Annotated in this window: 15 protein-coding genes; 10 read left to right on the top strand and 5 right to left on the bottom strand. The window is 55.2% G+C overall.

Going from position 1 to position 20,169, the window contains the following annotated elements; all coding sequences use genetic code 11:
• Positions 1 to 15 precede the first annotated feature (15 nt).
• Entirely contained in the window at positions 16 to 5,622 is a 5,607-nt protein-coding gene (locus LJN55_RS09830) for an Ig-like domain-containing protein (RefSeq protein WP_227536157.1), read from the bottom strand.
• Positions 5,623 to 5,934: 312 nt separating this feature from the next.
• On the opposite strand from LJN55_RS09830, the gene LJN55_RS09825 reads away from it, so the two are divergent.
• From LJN55_RS09825 to LJN55_RS09805, 5 genes are all read left to right on the top strand, one after another.
• Entirely contained in the window at positions 5,935 to 8,088 is a 2,154-nt protein-coding gene (locus LJN55_RS09825; RefSeq protein ID WP_407647793.1) for a tetratricopeptide repeat protein, read from the top strand.
• Positions 8,058 to 8,777, top strand: a complete 720-nt coding sequence (locus tag LJN55_RS09820; protein ID WP_227536156.1) for a DUF3142 domain-containing protein — start codon at positions 8,058 to 8,060, stop codon at positions 8,775 to 8,777. Before LJN55_RS09825 ends, LJN55_RS09820 begins: the two co-directional genes overlap by 31 nt.
• Before the next feature lie 828 nt (positions 8,778 to 9,605).
• Complete coding sequence (gene argC, locus LJN55_RS09815; RefSeq protein ID WP_227536155.1) at positions 9,606 to 10,535, top strand: N-acetyl-gamma-glutamyl-phosphate reductase; 930 nt, start codon at positions 9,606 to 9,608, stop codon at positions 10,533 to 10,535.
• 209 nt (positions 10,536 to 10,744) lie between these two features.
• Positions 10,745 to 12,427: an alpha,alpha-trehalase TreA gene (gene treA / locus LJN55_RS09810; RefSeq protein WP_227536154.1), complete on the top strand. Its 1,683-nt coding sequence runs from the start codon at positions 10,745 to 10,747 to the stop codon at positions 12,425 to 12,427.
• Between the two features lie 260 nt (positions 12,428 to 12,687).
• A complete protein-coding gene (locus tag LJN55_RS09805; RefSeq protein ID WP_227536153.1) occupies positions 12,688 to 14,817 on the top strand; it encodes a TonB-dependent siderophore receptor in 2,130 nt (709 codons plus the stop codon).
• Between the two features lie 54 nt (positions 14,818 to 14,871).
• Here LJN55_RS09805 and LJN55_RS09800 read toward each other — a convergent pair whose 3' ends face one another.
• Positions 14,872 to 15,120, bottom strand: a complete 249-nt coding sequence (locus LJN55_RS09800) for a GlsB/YeaQ/YmgE family stress response membrane protein (RefSeq protein WP_133843372.1) — start codon at positions 15,118 to 15,120, stop codon at positions 14,872 to 14,874.
• Between the two features lie 200 nt (positions 15,121 to 15,320).
• Here LJN55_RS09800 and LJN55_RS09795 point away from each other — a divergent pair, with 200 nt between their 5' ends.
• Positions 15,321 to 16,061, top strand: coding sequence for a flagellar brake protein (locus LJN55_RS09795; RefSeq protein ID WP_133843371.1), 741 nt, complete (start codon positions 15,321 to 15,323; stop codon positions 16,059 to 16,061).
• Between the two features lies 1 nt (position 16,062).
• Here the strand turns inward: LJN55_RS09795 and emtA are convergent, their stop codons facing one another.
• Positions 16,063 to 16,698 (bottom strand): membrane-bound lytic murein transglycosylase EmtA, encoded by a 636-nt coding sequence (gene emtA / locus LJN55_RS09790; protein ID WP_159337275.1) that lies wholly within the window; start codon positions 16,696 to 16,698, stop codon positions 16,063 to 16,065.
• A gap of 196 nt (positions 16,699 to 16,894) precedes the next feature.
• Between emtA and ldcA the strand changes: the two genes are divergently transcribed.
• Both ldcA and LJN55_RS09780 read left to right on the top strand, forming a co-directional pair.
• Positions 16,895 to 17,818, top strand: a complete 924-nt coding sequence (gene ldcA / locus LJN55_RS09785) for a muramoyltetrapeptide carboxypeptidase (RefSeq protein WP_227536152.1) — start codon at positions 16,895 to 16,897, stop codon at positions 17,816 to 17,818.
• Between the two features lie 20 nt (positions 17,819 to 17,838).
• Positions 17,839 to 18,513, top strand: a complete 675-nt coding sequence (locus LJN55_RS09780) for an MBL fold metallo-hydrolase (RefSeq protein ID WP_133843366.1) — start codon at positions 17,839 to 17,841, stop codon at positions 18,511 to 18,513.
• 54 nt (positions 18,514 to 18,567) lie between these two features.
• Here the strand turns inward: LJN55_RS09780 and LJN55_RS09775 are convergent, their stop codons facing one another.
• Complete coding sequence (locus LJN55_RS09775) at positions 18,568 to 18,792, bottom strand: YgdI/YgdR family lipoprotein (RefSeq protein WP_227536151.1); 225 nt, start codon at positions 18,790 to 18,792, stop codon at positions 18,568 to 18,570.
• A 154-nt stretch (positions 18,793 to 18,946) separates the two neighbouring features.
• Between LJN55_RS09775 and LJN55_RS09770 the strand changes: the two genes are divergently transcribed.
• Both LJN55_RS09770 and LJN55_RS09765 read left to right on the top strand, forming a co-directional pair.
• Positions 18,947 to 19,192, top strand: a complete 246-nt coding sequence (locus LJN55_RS09770) for a DinI-like family protein (RefSeq protein WP_133843362.1) — start codon at positions 18,947 to 18,949, stop codon at positions 19,190 to 19,192.
• Between the two features lie 266 nt (positions 19,193 to 19,458).
• Positions 19,459 to 19,707: a hypothetical protein gene (locus LJN55_RS09765; RefSeq protein WP_133843360.1), complete on the top strand. Its 249-nt coding sequence runs from the start codon at positions 19,459 to 19,461 to the stop codon at positions 19,705 to 19,707.
• An 11-nt stretch (positions 19,708 to 19,718) separates the two neighbouring features.
• On the opposite strand, the gene LJN55_RS09760 is transcribed toward LJN55_RS09765, so the two are convergent.
• Positions 19,719 to 19,919, bottom strand: coding sequence for a hypothetical protein (locus LJN55_RS09760; RefSeq protein ID WP_133843358.1), 201 nt, complete (start codon positions 19,917 to 19,919; stop codon positions 19,719 to 19,721).
• Between the last annotated feature and the right edge of the window lie 250 nt (positions 19,920 to 20,169).

Here is a 20,169-nt window from a genome sequence, read left to right as displayed (position 1 = left end):
AGACCTGCGTTATTTTTAAACTGCTGATTTATTGTTTTTAAGCGCGACTTCGAGTGAGGCCACCTGTTGAGACTGATCCTCATCCAGCCATTGCAATTGCTGGCTGAACACCGGTGCACCAAACACCGAAGTCGGGGCAATCGCGCCTGTGATGTTGTTATCCGATACGCTCTGCCAGCTGCTGCCGGAGAAGACTTCCAGCGCGGTGCTGCCCGGCAGTGAGATCTCGCCAAACAGCCCGGCCAGCGTCGATCGGCCGCCCATCGGTTGATTAAGGTCGACGACCTGGCTGCGAGTAATGCCCGGTTCGTAGTGATTAACGTCGTTCTGACTGAAGACCGCCGCCAGCGTAGAAGGCGCAGCCGCTCCGCCGCCCTGCCCTGGCTGGCTGAATACGATGGCCGCCGATGGCGTGGTGCTGAAACCTGGGGCTGCGCCGAAGATAGACTCACTGCCGCCCAGCAGTGATACGGGCACTTCTGGCAGCGCAATCAACGCAATCTGGCTGTGCGGGCCGTCGCCACCGGCAAGGCTGACCGTGCCGGGTTTGCCGTCGGTTAACATAAACTGCGGATTACCGTTAACGGTATTAGTGGCAACCACCGGACGGCTGTCGATGCTGAAGGCCGGTGAACTGCTGTTGCCGCTGCCGGTATTTCTCGCCAGATCGGTGATGCCGCTGTTATCCAGCGTGATCATATTTCCCGCCGCGACAATGCCCGCCGCAGGGGTAAAGATCGCGGTCCAGGTGATGCCGCCATCAGATGAACTGACGGCACTCAGCGTGCCGTTGGTGACGGTCAGATTGGCATTACTGAAGCCTGTCACCGCTTCACCGAAGCTGATGGTCACCTTAGCGGTTTCCCCGACGGTCAGTTGGGCATCACTCAGGGTTATGGTGCCAACAGGAGGTGCGGCATCCAGCGCATAATTATTGGAGATCGCGATACTGCTACCCTGGTTGCCCGCGTTGTCCTGCACTCCGGCGGTATCCAGCACAATCAAGTTGGTACTGTCCGTCACGCCCGCCTGCGGTGTGAGGGTGGCCGTCCAGGTGATGCCGCCGTCAGATGAACTGAGGTTGCTGAGGGTGCCGTTAGCGACCGAGAGATCCGATAAATCAAAACCGCTGACTGCTTCGGAGAAGGTGATGGTCACCGATGACGATGAGCCAATGCCCATCAGCGAATTGTCCACTACGATAGTGGCCGTCGGTCGCTGGGTATCAATGGCGTAGTTATTCGAGTCAGTGGTGCCGCTGCCTGCGTTGCCTGCCGCATTCTGCACGCCGCTGTTATCCAGCGTGATCACATTGCTGGTATCGGTGATGTTACTCGCTGGGGTAAAGGTCGCCGTCCAGGTGATGCCGCCATCGAATGACGCAACGTCCGTCAGCGTACCGTTAGCGACCGTTAAATCGCGATTGTCAAAGCCGGTCACGGCTTGCGAGAAGGTGATAGTCACCTGCGTGGTTTCCCCCGCGATCAGTGAAGGATCGGAAATGACAATCGTCGCGACGGGCCGCTCGGTGCTCACCGTATAATTGGCTGAGCTGGTGGTGCCCGTGCCGGTATTCCCCGCCAGATCCATTATCCCGGTGTTATTCATCACAATGAGATTCGTGGCATCGGTGACACCCTGATTAGGGGTAAAGGTCGCGGTCCAGGTGATGCCGCCATCGGATGAGCTGACGGCGCTAAGGGTACCGTTAGACACCGACAGATCGTCGTTATCAAAGTTTTTCACGGCTTCCGAGAAGGTAATCGTCACCAGTGCGGTTTCGCCCGGGGTCAACGTGCTGTCTGACATCACAATGGTGCCGGTCGGGCGCTGAGAATCAACGCTGTAATTATTCGAATCGGTAATGCCGCTTCCCGCATTACCGACAAGATCCGTAATTCCGGTGTTATCCAGCGTGATCAGGTTGGTCGTGTCAGTGATGCCCGCTGCGGGGGTAAACGTTGCCGTCCAGGTGATGCCGCCGTCAGCGGTACTGACCTCGCTCAGGGTGCCGTTCTCAATGGTCAAATCCCCATTAGTAAAACCGGTCACCGCTTCCGAGAAGGTAATCGTCACCAGCGAGGTTTGCCCTATGCCGAGCGCATTATTCGCCACCACGATGGTTGCCGTCGGACGCTGGGTGTCAATGGTGTAGTTGTTGGAGTAGGAAAAACCGCTACCTGCGTTGCCTGAGGCATTCTGCACCCCGCTGTTATCCAGCCGGATCACACTGCCAGAATTGGTAATGTCACTGGTCGGCGTGAAGGTTGCCGTCCAGGTAATGCCGCCGTCAGATGAACTGACCTCGCTCAGGGTGCCGTTAGAAGAGATCAAATCCGCATTGCTGAAACCGGTTACCGGCTCCGAGAAAGTGATGGTGACCAGTGACGTTTCACCAATGCTCAGCGCAGTATCCGCGACCACAATGGTGGCGGTCGGTTGCAGGGTATTAATGCTGAAGTTATTCGAATTGGTGGCGCCAGACCCCGTATTCCCCGCCAGATCGCTCACTCCGGTGTTCTGCAGCGTGATGATATTAGTGGCGTCCTGAACCTGACTAGCAGGAGTGTAGGTTGCCGCCCAGGTGATACCGCCGTCGGAGGAACTGACCGGGGTCAAGCTCCCGTTGGGAACCGCAAGGTCAGCATTGGTAAAGCCCGTCACCGCTTCTGAGAAGGTAATGGTCACCAGCGAGGTGTCACCTACGCTCAGACTGTTATTAGCGAACACGATGCTCGCCGTAGGCCGTTGGGTATCGATGGCGTAGTTATTGGAATCCGTGGTGCCCGTACCTGCGTTGCCCGCCAGGTCCGTCACACCAGCATTATTCAGCGTGATCAGATTAGTGCTGTCGGTGATATTCGTCGTGGGTGCGAAGGTTGCTGTCCAGGTGATTCCGCCATCGACTGAACTGACGTTGCTCAGGGTCCCGTTCACCACGGTCAAATCTTCGTTGCTGAAGTCCGTTACAGGCTCAGAGAAGGTGATGGTCACCAGCGAGGTTGCACCTACGCGTAATGCCGTTTCCGCCACCACAATCGATGCCGTCGGACGCGCGGTGTCAATAGCGTAGTTGTTAGAGTCGGTGGTGCCCGTGCCCACATTTCCTGCGGCATCTGTCACTCCGGTATTATCCAGTGTGATCAGGTTAGTGGCATCGGCCAGGTTACTGGTCGGCGTAAAGGTTGCCGTCCAGGTCTTGCCCCCATCGGCTGAACTGACGTCGCTCAGAGTACCGTTAGCGACGGTCAGATCTCCATTGCTGAAACCTGTGACAGCTTCTGAAAATGTGATAGTCACCAGCGAGGTTTCGCCCACTTTGAGGGCATTATCTGCCACCACAATCGTCGCCGTTGGCCGCTGGGTATCAATACTGTAATTGTTCGAATCTGTTGTACCGCTGCCAGTATTGCCTGCCAGATCTGTCACGCCGGTATTATCTAGCGTGATCAGGTTGGTCGTGTCTGTAATATTCGCACTCGGGGTAAAGGTGGCGGTCCAGGTGATGCCCCCGTCTACCGAACTGACGGGGGTTAACGTGCCGTTAGGGATGGTCAGATCGACATTGGTAAACCCGCTTACCGCTTCACTAAAGGTGATGGTCACCAGCGAGGTTTCCCCGACAGACAGCGCGTTATCTGCCACCACAATATTGGCCGTCGGGCGCACGGTATCAATGGCGTAGCTGGCAGAAATAACAGTGCCACTGCCGCTGTTACCTGCTGCATCCTGCACCCCACTCATCCCCAGGGTAATCTGATTCCCGCTGCTGGTGGTGCCGTTGGATGGCGTAAAGGTCGCCGTCCAGGTTTTGCCGCCATCGGCTGAGGACACGTCACTCAATGTGCCGCCGGAAACCGTCAGATCCGCATTGGTAAAGTCGCTGACCACTTCGCTAAAGGTGATGGTGACCAGTGAGGTATCCCCCACCTTCAACGCCGTATCGCTGAGCGAGATGATGGCCGTCGGCAGTTGGGTATCAATGACGATATTTTTCGCTCCACCCAGCGAAGTCAACGCCCCGGTGTCCGGCAGCGTCACCGAGGCATTCTTCCCGTTGCTGCTGTCGATGATGGTCGCACCATTCAACACCAGTGAACTGCTGCTGACATAGTTAAGATCGGCACTTTGATCGCCGCTCTGCACCACATAGCTGAACACCAGCGTTGAGGTGCCCGATCCGCCGACATAGGTCGCCAGACGATCGATTGCCCCGGTTTCCAGCAGGAGTGTGGGTATCCCACCGCTGACGGTCACCGCTGTGGAGAAATCGACGCTGACCAGCACCGTACTCCCGGCTTTGTAAGCACCGTCTGCCGTGGTTGAGCTAACGGAGCTGACCGTCGGGCCGATCTGTTTCACATCGACAATATTGATATCCTGCTGTACGGAAAAGTCGTCGGACGAAATCACCACCTGAGTCACATCGTTAATGGCCGGTAAACTGCTGATAGCGCCCACCGTAGAGCTGCTCATCGACACATCAAATACACTGGTGGTGCCGTTCGCGTAGGTGAGCTCAAAATGCAGCATTCCCGAGTATCCCCCCGCGCTTAATCCGCTGAGGTCGAAGGTGTAGCCCGTCGGTGCACTGATCACCAGTCGTGTCCCGGACGTACCGTCGTAGGAATAGAGTGCCAACGCCCCAAATGACCCATCCAGCCCCATATAACCGCCGGAAGTAAACGTGATGTTTTGCCCATCAACCACGCGCACAACACTGACGTTATTCCCGCTGGCAATGTCATTCTGAGACTCATTGAAATTGAGTACCGTCATCACACCCTGATAGCCATCAACATGCAGTGCTGCGGTGTCAATATCCCCCACGGTTTTTTCCAGCACCCAGTCGCCGCCAATCAGGCTGCTGCCTGTCGCATCTACCGAGGCGGCCACATCCGCGCCCGTCGCCGTGGCTAAATCGGTCAGCAGTGCATCGCCTGCACTGCCAGCACCGACATCACAGCCGTACAGCAGCAGGTCGCCCTCCGCCGTCAGCGACTGGCCGATAATTGCCAGCGCCGCCTGCACATCTGCGGATTTAATCGAGGTGTCGGTCAGAACCGTACTGCCAAGGTTAAGCGTGCCTTCCGAACCGTGCGAGAAAATGTGAATCGCATCATAACCGCTGTGGGTCGAGGCCCAGTCGGCGATCTGCTGCAAGCCATCTTTGCTGCCATCAATCAACACGATCTCGACGCCCGGCTGAATGCCATCCACCAGCGTCTGATAATCTTTGAGGGAGGTATCGATAAACACCACTTCGTGGCGCGTGTAGCTGGCACTGGTCGCCACGGCATCGCTCGGGGTATCGCTGGTCTGGCTCTGATCGTTAGCCGTTGCCGTGTCGCTGCTGTTGTCCGCTGTGGCCTGGGTGTGGCTGCTGTCACTGCTCTCTGCCTGACTGTCTGCAATAGCCGTGGCGTGGGCATCTGCCGCAGGCGTGCTGGCGGCAGTATCCGCGACCGTGGCGGCTATCGCCCCATCGAATAGCATGCGCGGTTCCAGCAGCCAGGCGGAAGGCAGGATGCGATCGGATGAATTATTTATGAATGCTTTATTATCTGTTGCTTTTTTGGCCGCAGAGAGCTTCGCGCCAGTGAACCAGTTTTGCCATGCCATGATGAGACTCCTGAGCCACACAGCCGCTGGCAATGGGCTATAAATTTGAACACTTTTGGGCTGAGCGCTATTTCAGAAGCTTTCTGGCATGACCGACATTAAGAAAAGTCCTATTAATAACACTAACTAAACAGACTTTTATCAAAAAACATTAATTAATAAAAGTGTTATTTTCGAAATGTTTTTGTGTGCAAAAATTTCAATAAATTAACAAAAGTTTACAGTGGCGGGGTTATCACATTGATGAAAAGCCCGTTTTCAGCTTAGAATTCGCCAGCTTATCAACGCTTCATCATCTGCCGGAAAAGGATTATGCGTAAATCAAGGATTGCCCTGACCGTGCTGGCATCATTAACCGCCAGTTTCCAGACGTTTGCCTCTTCAGATATCGAGGCCTGTATGTGGGGCAGTAAAGACTGTTTTATTGTCAGCCCTCCCGTGCTGGACGTGACCAACGACACCCGTGACAACCTGCTACGCCTGGTCAGCGAAACCAAAGCTGTCACCCTGACGTCGCAGCCCGTACCGCAAGATATGACGCGCAGCCGCTCGTTCTATTTCGGCTACCATGATGATGCCGCTCCTGCCGCTGCCAGCCCTGCTGCTACCGAAGATACCCTGTCTGCAACACTGCAAAATCAGATTGCCGCGCTGGGTCTGAACGACAGCATTCTTAAAGTTACCCCGATGGCCCCCGGCGAAGAGGAAAATCGTTTTGTCTCTTATACGCTGACTACCGTTTCGCTTTTCTTCGGGGCACTGCTGGCGGATACCTCGCTAAGCGCAGAACAGCGCCAGGCACTGGGCACTGCCCGTATGTCACTGTCTGATAGCGCTGAATACCGCCAGCAGACGGGGGCATTGGATTATCCTGAAGGATCATCGGCACGCGCCTTCCGTGATTATCTGCTGGCCGCCAGCGACTTCTATCAGGGCGACTATCCGGCTGCCGCGCAGACCTTCACGGCGCTGCAAACGGCAAAACAGCCGTGGGTGGCCGAAACCGCCAGTTATATGCTGATGCGCACGGCACTCAACCAGAGCAGCGAGAATGCCAACGGTGAATACGGTGATTTCGATGTCAAAAAGGTCGACAAAAATGCTGCCACTGAGGCGCGTACCGCAGCACTGGCCTATCTGACCGCCTGGCCCAAAGGGCAATATGCGCACTCCGCCTACAGCATGCTACGTCGTATCGACTGGTATCGGGAGGATTGGGACCTGCTGGCAGATCACTATGAGGAGGCGCTGGAAGCGGCCACGAATAATGATGAGATTGTTGCGCTGATCGCAGAAAACGATCTGAAGCTGCAAAGCAAAGATCAAAGCGGCGATGCGATGTTTATCAGCGCCACTAACGCCCCGCTGCTGACCTTTACCCAGACATTACGTCTGATGCGCAGCAAAGAGTGTAATCCGCGCCTGCCCTGTGTGGACCAGGCGTATCTTGATGCGCTGATGCCGTCATTTGACCAGGCACGCAAGCTACCGCTTTGGCACTATCTGACGGTCATGCAGTCGTTCCGCATCGGGGATTATCCTGCGGTGATCGCTAACATCAAACCCATCACCGAACTGCCCGCCCGCAACATTGTCGCATTCAGCGAGCAGGTGCTGTATGGCGATGCGCTGATGGCGCAGCAACAATGGCCCGCCGCTCGCGACCACTGGAAGCATCTGTTAACGCTGAGTAAGGACCCGGAACAGCAGCAGTTTGTTCAGGCCCGACTGGCTGCCGCGCTGGTTTCCGGCAATGAAGTGGCACAGATTTTTGCCGCAGACAGCCGGGTGACGAACCTGCGCTACCGTTCGCTGGTGCTGAAGACTCGCGCGACGCCAGAGTTGCTACGTCAGCAGGCCAGCAAAGGGCCAAACGATGAAGAACGCACCATTGCTTTGCACACCCTGCTGGTCAGCGATTTGACCGAGGCGCGCTACAGCGAATGGTTGCAGGACCGCAAACTGAGCCAGCATATTACGCAGCCCGTGGTGACTGACGCATTTGCCGATGTGCAGCTCAGTGCCTTTGACTGGACGGGCGAAAAGACTGAAAAAGGCTACGCCTGCCCGACGCTGGAAACGGTGGTCACCCAACTGAACCAGCACGCCGACAACAGCCATGCGCTGAACTGCCTCAGCGAGTTCTTCCGCACCACGAACGTTTCGGTCACCACCTGGCCCGACAGAGGCGGTAACGGTACGCTGGATAACGCGGTGACGACCGAGAAACGCACGGGTCAGCCGGATCGCCAGCACTATTATCAGCAGGTGATCGGCAACAGCAAAACCGAACCGGAAGATAAAAGCTACGCGTTGTACCGCGCCGTCATGTGTTACGCACCGTCAGGCTATAACGACTGCGGCGGCAAAGAGGTCGATAAAACACAGCGCCAGCGCTGGTTCACTCAGTTGAAAAAACAGTATCCGGGAAGCACGTGGGCAAACAAGCTCAAGTATTACTGGTAAGCCTCCTGCTGGCCGCCCTGTGCGGCCTTCCGGTTCGTGCTGCACAGCAGGTTAATGCCAGCGATTACCAGGCGTTCTGGCTCTGGTCGGGGGTACGCCCCGGACCCGAGCTGAAAGCCGCTCACACCGTGTATCTGCATCAGGGTGAAGTGGTGACACAGCAGGGTCAGGCGGTGTTTATTCGTATGGGCCTGCCGGTGAGCCGCTTAACGTTTCCGCATATCTGGGTCACGGTGCGTATGGAGACGCTGGCGGTGCCGGATGAGATGCTGGAACGGATGGTGCGGCTGGCACAGCGCTGGTCGCAGGCGGGTAATCAGGTGATCGGCATACAGATTGATTTTGATGCCGCGACCCACCGCCTGGATCAGTACAGCGCGTTTTTGCAACGCTTGAGAACGGTGCTGCCTGCGGAGTATGCCCTTGGCGTCACCGGGCTGCTGGACTGGGCCAAAACCGGTAACGTGGCGACGCTGAACGCGCTGCCGGTGGATGAGCTGGTGATCCAGAGCTATCAGGGACGCCAGACGGTGGACCGTTACGCCGATTACTTCCCGGCGCTGACGGAGCTGCGCATTCCCTTCCGGCTGGGGCTGGTGCAGAACGGCCGCTGGGATAAGCAGGATGAGCAGCACCTGCTGGCTTCGCCGTGGTATCGCGGCAGCGTGGTGTTTATGTTGAATCGCTGATCGGCTTAAAGGTCTGAAGGTCAAGGTCTTAAGGTCAAAGTCTTAAGGTCAAGGGCGTTTCGCTTTCCCACTTCGTGGGCTGAGCGACCTAAGGGCGGCAGTCGCCCCGCCCTTAGGAATCCGGGCTGCGGCAGGCGCATCGCCCGCTTGACGCGGGTTCCCTCAGTCGGTCGGTTTTCCTGCCGGAACGGGCGTGACGGGACATCCCTGTCCCGGCTCACCCTCTCGCCGACGTCCTGTCGGCTCGTCCTGGAAATCCGCCCTCCTTCGGCGAGGCTTAATTGCCGCTCAAAAGGTCAACGGCCAGGTCAAAAGAACAATCAAAGACGGACTAAAAATAAACCAAATACCAAAGAGCCATTTTTGGTATTTGTTGGTTTTATTTAATCTTGTAGGTTTTTGGTTTTGATGTTGAGGCGGCAATTAAGCGGCGCTGAGGAAGTGATGTGAACCAGGATGAACCGCCAGGACGGCGGTGAAAGCTCGGGCCGGCACAGGGAAGTGCCGTCACGAGTGGTCCGTCGGTGAACGGAACTGACGAAGGCACCCGTGAAACGGGCGCAGCGCCTGCCGCAAGCCCGGGGTCAAGGGGCGGCGGCGACTGGCCGCCCCTTGTCGCTTCGCCCGCGCAGCGGGAAAGCGAAACGCCCTTGACCTTAAGACGTTGAACTTAAGACGTTGACCTTAGGATGTTGATCTGTCCACTCGAACAATAATGACTTATTATGCAAATAAAACAGATATTCAGTCATTTTTTATTGTCCCTTCGCCCTAAATCTCGCATACTCTCACCACTCTTTTTTTTACGAAGTCAGGGCAGAGACGGTAATGAGTCAGAAATATCGCGTGTTTATCGACGGTCAGGCAGGCACCACCGGGTTACAGATCCAGCAGCGGTTGGCCCGTCACCCTCAGATTGAAATGCTCAGCATTGATGAGGCGCAGCGTAAAGATGCCGCTGCCCGCCAGGCGCTGATGAAACAGGCGGATGTCAGCATCCTTTGCCTGCCCGATGCTGCTGCACGTGAAGCCGTGGCACTGGCCGATGAGGTGGGTGCACGCGTGCTGGATGCCAGTTCTGCGCACCGCGTAGAAGCGGGCTGGGTGTATGGTCTGCCAGAACTGGCGGCCGACCAGCGCGAGAAAATTCGTGCTGCCAGCCATGTGTCCAATCCGGGCTGTTACGCTACCGGCGCTATCGCCCTGCTCGCACCGCTGACCCAAAGCGGCCTGCTGAAAGCCGATCAACCGCTGGCGATTAACGCCGTATCCGGCTACAGCGGCGGCGGCAAAGCGATGATCGAAAAATACCAGCAGGCAGGCACCGGGTTTGCCGCCTACGGCCTGGGCTTTGATCATAAACACCTGAAAGAGATTCAGGCGTGGAGTGGGTTGAGCAGCAAGCCGATCTTCCAGCCGTCCGTCGGTGACTATGCGCAGGGTATGCTGGTGTTTATTCCGCTGAATGATGTGGATGGCGAAACGTTACAGCAGGCGCTGGCTGACTTCTATCACGGCCAGCGGTTTATTCACGTGAATGCACTGAACAGCCTGGATGCCGATACCGCCCCTTACCTGCTGCCGGAAGCGCTGAATAATACCAATAATATGGAACTGTTTGTCTTCAGCCATGCACAGCAGCGCCAGAGCATTCTGGTTGCTCGCCTGGATAACCTCGGCAAAGGCGCCTCGGGTGCCGCGGTACAGAACCTGAATCTGATGCTTGGCCTGCCGGAAGAGACCTGCGTGAATCTGTAATATCGCCTCACGGGGGCCTGCCAGTCCCCGTGTTTCCTGCCATTCCCGCTGTATTTTTTCGACCACATTCAGCGCATTGTGGTGTTAAAATCCCTACCTGACTCACACTTTGCCCCTTCGATCCCTTACCCTTTCGTTAAATTCGACTAAAGTTTTAATCTGCTCAACTACTTACAGATCATGCATGGTCTGGACATGGAGAATGGCTAATGAGAAGAGTCGAACAACGTCAATGGAATACACGCCTGTTTACCCCCCTGCTGCTCACCGCCGCGCTGACCGCCAGCTTCACGCTTCAGGCGGAAGATAATCAGCGCATGCTGAGCAGTAACCCGCAGCCACCGGACATCCGCCTCGGGCCGTTGTTCCACGCGGTGCAGGCGGCAAAAATTTTCCCCGACCAGAAAACTTTTGCTGATGCCGTGCCCAAACAGGATCCGACGGCCATTCTTACCGACTGGCAAATGCAGAAAATGCAGCGCAATTTCGATTTGAAGCGATTTGTTGCCACGAATTTTATCCTGCCCGCAGAGGGGGACAAATATGTCCCGCCCGCTGGCCAGAGTCTGCGTGAACATATCAACGGCCTGTGGCCGGTGCTGACGCGCTCCGCCAGCCAGGCCAATCAGTGGGATTCGCTGCTGCCGCTGCCGAAGCCTTATGTCGTCCCGGGTGGGCGCTTCCGCGAAGTGTATTACTGGGACAGCTACTTCACCATGCTGGGGCTGGCGGAAAGCGGTCACTGGGATCGGGTGCAGGATATGGTCGATAACTTTGCCTCTGAGCTGGATAAATACGGCCATATCCCCAACGGTAACCGCAGCTACTATCTCAGCCGCTCGCAGCCCCCGTTCTTCAGTATGATGGTTGATCTGCTGGCAAAACATGAGGGTGAAGCGGTCTACAGCAAATATCTGCCGCAGTTGGAAAAAGAGTACAACTACTGGATGGCCGATGCTGACAGCAGCACCTTAGCCGCCGGTTCGGCCAGCAAACGCGTCGTTAAGCTTAAAGACGGCACCGTACTGAACCGCTACTGGGATGCCCGCGATGTGCCGCGTACCGAATCCTGGATGGACGATATCGCCACCGCCGGGAAAGCCCCTTCGCGCGATAAAGCCGGGCTGTATCGCGACCTGCGAGCCGGGGCCGCATCGGGCTGGGACTTCAGTTCTCGCTGGTTCGATAAACCGGGTGATCTGGCTACCATTCATACCACCCGCATTGTCCCGGTGGACCTGAATGCCCTGATGTTCCACCTGGAGAATACCCTCGCCCACGCTTACCAGGTGGCGAAAAATGAAGGTGCAAGCAAGCGTCTGGCCGAGCGTGCCACACAGCGTCGTGACGCGATCAACCGCTATCTGTGGGATGAGAAACAGGGCTGGTATGCCGACTATGACTGGCAGAAAGCGCAGGTCCGTCCGCAGTTAACCGCCGCCACGCTGTTCCCGCTCTATGTGCAGGCCGCGACGGACGATCACGCTAACCGTACGGCCAGCGCCGTGAAAGCGCAGTTGCTGAAAGAAGGTGGCCTGGTGACCACCACCGTCAACAACGGCCAGCAGTGGGATGCGCCTAACGGCTGGGCACCGTTGCAGTGGGCCGCCGTTGAGGGGCTGAATCACTATGGTAAGCAGGACCTGGCGAAAGAGATCGGTATGCGCTTCCTGCAAAACGTGCAGGCCACCTACGATAAAGAACACAAGCTGGTCGAGAAATACGTTGTCGAAGGTAAAGGACTGGGTGGCGGCGGTGGCGGCGAATATCCGTTGCAGGATGGCTTTGGCTGGACCAATGGCGTAACGCTGAAATTAATGGATCTTTACTGCCCTAAAGGCGTGACCTGTAATAATGTGGGGGATATCAGCACGGCTAAACCAGCACCTTAACCTGCATTAACCCCTGACCGGGCGGCCTTTGTGCCGCCTTTTTTTATCGTTCCCGGCCCCCCTCACCTCACGCTGCCAGACTCCGCAGCCCACCAGACACCTTCCGATACTGAAATAAAATTTACGCTTGAAAAAATCAACGATAACAATAACAATTCTCATTGTTATTCTCATATTTTGTTACTTTTATGTAAGAATGCCTTTTCCCGAGGGATCTGATCGGCTTTCAGTTCCCTCGATCCACCCTACAAGGAAAGAAGATGACTCTGGTTTTTAACCTGAAGCGATCGGTGCTGTGCTGCGCCATTGCGATGACCGCCCCTGGCATGACTTTCGCTGCTGACAGCCAGATGGTGGTGACGGCAGCGCCCGCGGAGACCGCCGATTCACCAACGCGTGGCTATACCGCAACCACGTCTACCGGCGCCAGCAAAACCGATCAGCCGCTGATCACCACCGGTCAGTCGGTGTCTGTCGTCACCCGCCAGCAGATTGACGATCAGGCCGCCAATACCGTTGGCCAGGCGCTGAATTATACGCCAGGGGTGTTTTCTAACTTCAGTGGGGGTGCCACCCGTTTTGACACCGTTGCCCTGCGTGGCTTCCACGGCGGCGATGTCGATAATCTGTTCCTCGATGGTATGCGCCTGATGAGCGACGGCGGCAGCCATAATATTATGCAGGTCGATCCCTGGTTCCTTGAGCGCCTTGATATCATCAAAGGTCCCTCCTCTGCGCTGTATGGTCAGACCGTTCCCGGCGGGCTGGTGAACATGACCTCGAAACGCCCGCAGTTTGTCTCTGAAGGGCATTTCCGTCTGACCGGTGGAACACAAAATACCAAAGGGGCCGCCTTTGATTATACCAATGCGATTAATGACCAGTGGGCCTTCCGCCTGATCGGCATGACGCGCACCAGCGATACGCAGTATGACAATACACGTGAAGAACGTTACACGATTTCGCCGTCATTGCTGTGGCAGCCGTCAGAAGACACCTCCCTGTTGCTGCGTGCCTACCTGCAAAAAGATCCCTCTGGTGGTTATCACGGCTCCACACCGCTCTCCGGTAACCTGACTCAGCATAATGGCAAATGGTTAAAGGATGGCTTCAACGAAGGCGAAAGCAGCGTTGACCAGTACAAACGGCGTGAACAGGTTTACAGCTACGCCTTCTCGCACCGCTTCAATGAGACATGGGCAGTGCGCTCTGATGCCAGCTACACGCACAGCAGCGTTGCCCTGGATCAGGTGTATCAGAACGGCTGGATCGGTGATAGTGACCAGATAGCACGTGGCTACAGTGGCTCACGCGGTTCACTGGATGCCTGGTCAACGGACAATCAGCTGGAAGCGGATTTCGCCACTGGCGACGTGACGCATAAGCTGGTGGTGGGTGCAGAATACCATCAGTATAAAAACGATGTCTGGAGCGGATACGGGAGTGCCAGCCCACTCGATCCCTTCACCGGTGCCACTGCCTCTCACAGTGTAGCCGTCACCGCTCAGGACAACACCACTCGCCGCTACTATCAGTCCGGCGTCTATTTGCAGGATGAGCTGGAATGGAATCGCTGGCATGCCACGCTGTCCGGCCGCTATGATCGCATGGTGTCAGAGCAGGATAATCACACCACCGATGTTAAACATCGTCTGCAGGATGATCACATCAGCGGACGCGCATCGCTGTTGTATGCCTTTGAAAACGGCCTGTCGCCTTACGTCAGCTACAGCCAGGCGGTCACGCCATCCATTCTTCCTGGCAAAGATGGCAACCTGCTGAAACCTTCCACGTCTGAGCAGTATGAGGCCGGTTTGAAATACCAGCCACCGGGCACCAGCGATCTGTACACCGCTGCCGTGTATGACCTGACGCAGAAAGATGTCGCGGCACGTGATTCTAACGATATTGCCAGCGCCACCTACATTCCCGCCGGGAAAGTGCACTCTCAGGGACTTGAGCTGGAAGCACGTAATCAGCTGACCCCGCGCCTGAGTACCATCGCCGGATATACGCTGAACCACGTACGTTATAAAGAGTTGCAGGACGGCAATGATGGCCACACGCCACTGCTGACACCCAATCAGATGGCCTCTGCCTGGGCACACTATCAGTTTGACTACGGCATCAGTGCCGGTGCCGGGGTGCGTTACATCGGTAAACAGTGGGCCAATGACGACAATACCTCGCGGGTCCCCTCCGTCACGCTGGTCGACGCCTCTGTACGTGCCAATCTGGGCGACTGGAACAGCAGCATTAAAGGGGCTTATGTGCAGGTCAATGCCAATAACCTGTTCGGTCGTGACTATATCGCCGCCTGTTACAGCACCACCAACTGTTACGTGGGGGCTGAACGCAGCGTGATCGCCACCGTGGGTTACGATTTCTAAAAGCCAGACAGTAAAAAGGGAGGCCTCAGCCTCCCTTGTTTCTAAACCGTTGTGTTAACTGCGTACCTTACGGTAAATCCACAGCACCACGATCGCACCAATCACCGCGACAATAAAGCTGCCGAAGTTAAAACCATCTACCCTGCCGAAACCAAAGAAGGTGCTGATCCAGCCACCCACAACGGCCCCCACCACCCCAAGAACCACGGTAATGATGAAACCACCGCCATCTTTACCCGGCATAATCCATTTGGCGATAATACCGGCGATCAGACCAAAGATGATCCATGAAATAATACCCATTAGTCACTCCTTATAATCTTATGATTTAACGCTTCGCCTAATAAAACGCACTAAGTATAGGCGAGGTTTCTAAGCCTGTGATTTAAATCTAAACTTTCTTTGTCTATCGCGTAAAATAATTGTAAAGCCCTTGAAGGGGTTGCCGATAACCGTTACAGGGTCGCTAACGCGCATGATTTGCTATTCGACTGGAGCCGGATGTGAAAGAGGACGACAAAGAACAATACCTGAAACGTGGGCCGCTGGCAGTTCTGGCCGTCCTGCGCGATCTGCTGGACAGTCAAACACCCGTGATGGTGTCGCACGCTCGCGGTCAGTTCATCACACGACTACTGTACGCGGATAAAGAGAACATGTTGCTCGATTTCGGCAGTAATGATTACGACAATCAGCTGGCGAAAGAGGCCCGGAATCTGCATATCACCGCAGAAACACGCGGTGCCAAAGTTGAGTTTGCCCTGGTGGCCCTTGGCGAGGACGAGCACGAAGGATTACCGGCATTTTCTGCCGAGCTGCCTGAATTGCTCTGGATGATCCAGCGCCGCGAATTTTTCCGCGTAACGGCACCGCTCAACCCGGTGTTTTACTGCTATATCCCCTGGCCTGATGGATCAGGTGAAGGTCGCCTGCGTTTGCAAGACCTCTCACTGGGCGGCGTTGGCGTGTTGTCCGATAATGCCCTGCCGGAGACGCTACAAATCGGCGACAGCATTAAAAAGCTGCGCGTGGAGATGGGGGAATATGGCCGTTTTGAAGTGGATGCACAGCTGATTACCATTGGTAAACGCAGCGTGGTGGGCAGTAAAAGCGAGACAATCGTAACACCACGCCTCAGCTTCCGCTTCCTGTCGCTGAATGCCGGGCAGGAACGTGAGCTGCAACAGGTGATTTTCTCGCTGGAACGGCTGGCGCGTGATAAAGCCAACCGCTTCCAGGAGTGATTCAGATTGTGCGATAGGCGGTGGTGACTTTCCACAGATAACGTGGCGCCTGGGCCGCAGGATGTTTATCCTGCACATGCTGGTAAAACGCTTCCGGGGTCATGGCGTTAATCATCGCAATAGCACGATCGCGGTCACGAGAGAAGGTTCGCAGTAAAGCACCTGCACCGTTAGCGTAGGAGACGATAGTGGCATAGCGCAGGGTTTTCGGATCACGAATCCCCGCCAGCTGCTGCTCTTGCAGAATACGCAGGTACGCAGTACCAATATCGATATTTTTCACCGGGTCACGCAGTTCCGACTTCGTTGGTTGCCCACGTCGGCCCTGTGAACGATACACTTCCCGCCCTGCCGTAGAGGCTTTTATCTGCATCAATCCAACGGCATTCGACTTGCTGACGACCGTGGGGTTGCCGCCCGATTCTACGCTAATAATCGCTTCCACCAGCTTTTGATCCACACCATTCCGCTGTGCTGCCTGCTCGGTCATCATCGACCAGGCACTGGCCACCTGCGAAGGAGGGGCCTGAGTTAAGGGAGTATCCGGCTGACGAACAATTTTTCTCTGGGGTTCACTGGCACAACCTGCCAGCAATAATGCAGCGATCATCGCCGCCATTTTCACGCTTTTTCTCACGTTTTTATTATCCTCTGAGCCCGAGCTTCGCGACTATCATACGGGTTGCCGGCCATTAGGAAATTACCGTAACTCTTAAATTGTGCGGCATGCTGGTGACTTCATAGCGGCTATTCGTCATCATCGAATCAATTGGACAGCGCCCGGTTCGAAATAATTCACTGCTGGCGCATAAAAAATCATCAAAGTGAGCGTTATGTCGACAATCCCACGTACGATCCATTTGGTTGCCCCTTCCGGCTACTGCCACAATCCTGCGGCCGCAGCGCGCGGTGTGACACGTTTGCAGGCTGATGGCCACCGGGTTGATAACAGCGGTATTATTGCCCGCCGCGAGCAACGTTTTGCCGGTAATGACAGCCAGCGTCTGGCCGATATCAACGGCCTGGTACAGCTTAATCCCTTGCCGGATATCGTTCTGGCAGTACGCGGAGGTTATGGTGCCAGCCGACTGTTACCGCATATTCACTACGCGGCACTGCGTGAGCGGCTGGCCGGTGCCCCGCTCGCCCTCTGCGGCCACAGCGATTTTACTGCCATTCAGCTGGCGTTATTGGCGCAAAGTGGGATGCAAAGCTTCAGCGCGCCAATGCTGGCGGGCAATTTCGGCGCTGAGGTTTTGTCTGATTTTACCGTTGAACACTTCTGGCGCGCGCTAACTTCGCCTAAATTAACTCTGGAGTGGACGACAGTCTCACCACGCGTTCAGGCAACCGGTACAGTTTGGGGCGGCAACCTGGCGATGATCGCTTCACTGATCGGCACACCGTGGATGCCGGATATTCAGGACGGCATTTTGGTGATCGAGGATGTGAATGAACATCCTTTCCGTATCGAACGCATGCTGTTGCAACTGCATCAGAGCGGTATTCTTTCCCGCCAGAATGCCATTATTATCGGCAGTTTTAGCGGAACCACTTCTACGGATTACGACAATGGCTACGATTTCACCAGTGCCTGGAACCTGATACGCGATCTGACGGGTATTCCGGTAATTACCGGGTTAGCGTTCGGCCACAGCGCGGACACCGTCACCTTGCCCCTTGGCGCCCAGGGAATGCTGACGGTGGAGAATACCGCCGCTTCGTTACAGGTATCAGGACATCCTGTGCTGCGCTGATCGTTGGGAGCGCAAAAAAGATGAAACAGTTATATGAAGATCTCTGGGTATCCACCCCGGAATTTCCTGCCAGTGACGATGAACCCGTATTGATGATGCATGGTTTCTTACTGCAACATGTGCGTGGCAACCTGCTGATATCACGGGTTGAACACCCGGAGGACCACCAGGTGATTGCGGATCAGGGGGGCATTATTCGCCACTATCTGACGCACTGGCACGAAGCCAGTCCGGGTACGCGGCGCTTACAGCAACGTTTCAACTCCGCACTCTACTGTCATGCGCGTGCATTAGGCCAGGTCAGCCACTTTGCCGAAGCCGATGCCACGTTCAATGCAGCGGAGGTCCACTGCGGTAGTTTTCATGTGGTGCCCACCCCGGGGCATACGCCGGGCAGCACCAGCTATCTGTATGCTTCTCCTCATGGTAAAACGTATTTATTCGTCGGTGACACTGTCACGCTATCCCATGATCGTTGGGTCACCGTGCTGGTCGATGAAAGTAATGAGAGTGAACTGCGGCAGACGCTGGAGTTTTATCGCGCGTTACGCCCGGATGTGGTCCTGATGGGCACCACTGCCGGGCATCTGGCATGGAAGGAAGTCGATGTGCGCCAGTGGCTGGCGCTGCTGGATGAAGCGGAAAATAATGTGCTGGATCTGCGCCACTCGGTACTGCCGATTGGCGGACATTAGCGGGTATTCTGCTCTTCTTTCCGCTCAGCATCGGTTGGCAGATAAGGATGACGATCAGTTTTTCAGCCGGGACATCCCCTGCACTTCGTCCAGGTTCACGGCCTGGGTGCGCCCGGTTGCGTCGGTATAGACCAGCATTTTAGTGGCGTTATCCAGGTGCGGTTTACCCTCAACCACGACCGTACTGCCATCCCGCATATGCAAGATGTGGTCGCTGGCACACCCTGCCAACACTCCCATCATCATTAACACCATCGCACTTGCCATCATCTTGTTCATGCTGCTCTCCTTTTTAACCGGTGCCCTATTCTAGTCCCGCTGGAAGCCCTGTTTTGCGGTTTGCTGCCTTTCTTCCTGCCAGAGCGGAAATAGTGTTTGAACCCGGCATAAGATACCTGTATTTTTATCCAGCAAAAATGCACAAGGAGCAAAAATGTTTGTTGAATTGATTTATGACAAGCGCAACGTAGCCGGTCTGGCCAATGCCGAACAACTTATTCTTAATGAGCTGGAAAAGCGGGTCAAGAGAGTGTTTCCTGACGCACAGGTCAAGGTAAAACCCATGCAGGCTAACGGTGTGAAGAGCGACGCCAGTAAAAGCGATAAATCCACGCTATTACGCATCGTTGAAGAGATGTTCGATGAAGCCGATCAGTGGATGGTATCAGAAGAATTTTGATGTATATGTGCGGTGACATGCCAAATTTTTTGAATTTAATGCGTAATAAAGATGCTTTTCATTTGCATTCATTCAGATTCATCCTATTATTTATTTTAATCGATTTCCCTGGTGTTGGCCCGCATTAAAGCTCTTAGCGGGCTTTTTTTTGCCTAAAACATCAGTCTTTTTAACCCGTGACCCTCCTGTGCAAGCCCTGTCACTAAAGTTCCCCTCTGCGATGCCGAAAAATTAACCATCACAATAAGAGACCAATGGGGCATGCTATGGCCACAATTTATATTCCCTCACTGATGGGATTACTGAGCGATGCGGAACGACAGAAAGGGGCGAGCCTGACGCGCGAAGAGGTAGAAGCACTGCGCGATACCGCCATGTGTGTGTCTATTCCCGATCGTATCGCCTTTGCGCTCGATCCGTCACAGAACTTCAGTGATATAAACCCGGAAAACTGCTGGGACGAGTGGTCCCGCTTTCGACATCGCGGTGAAACAGCGCGGCTGTCATCTGATTAAAACGATGCGCCTTAGCGTCGCTTATTCGCAGCCAGCTCTTCTGTCAGCAAATCGCACACTTTCGCGGCAAAATCTGAGCTGTCGCGCAGCATCTGAATGGCTTCTTCAAGGGTCTGTGGTGGCATCTGCCCCACAATACGCCAGCCGAGGGCGATATTTTTAGCTTCTTCAAGCCGTTCAAATTGATGTTCGCCAGATGCAGTTTCAGACACGATCTTCTCCTGATTTACCTTTTGGACCTATTTTACGTAGCCTGGTGACGTCATCACAACCCCGCCGCTGGATTTAAATCAGCCATTGCCTGCTTTTCAAGCGTTTATCGCTTAAAAAAGGCGTTTCCTTGCCTTAATTCAGATTAATGCCAGCCTGAAAGCGCGGAAAAACTGACTCGCAGAGGGAAATTTATCACTTGTTTCACTAAGGTTTATCAGGAAAAGAGTCTGATTCGGACAATTGATCATG

The sequence above is a fragment of the Erwinia rhapontici genome, assembly GCF_020683125.1.
GTDB classification, from domain to species: Bacteria; Pseudomonadota; Gammaproteobacteria; order Enterobacterales; family Enterobacteriaceae; genus Erwinia; species Erwinia rhapontici.
Note: the sequence above shows the minus strand (reverse complement) of the source record. Positions and strands in the feature narration are given on the sequence as shown.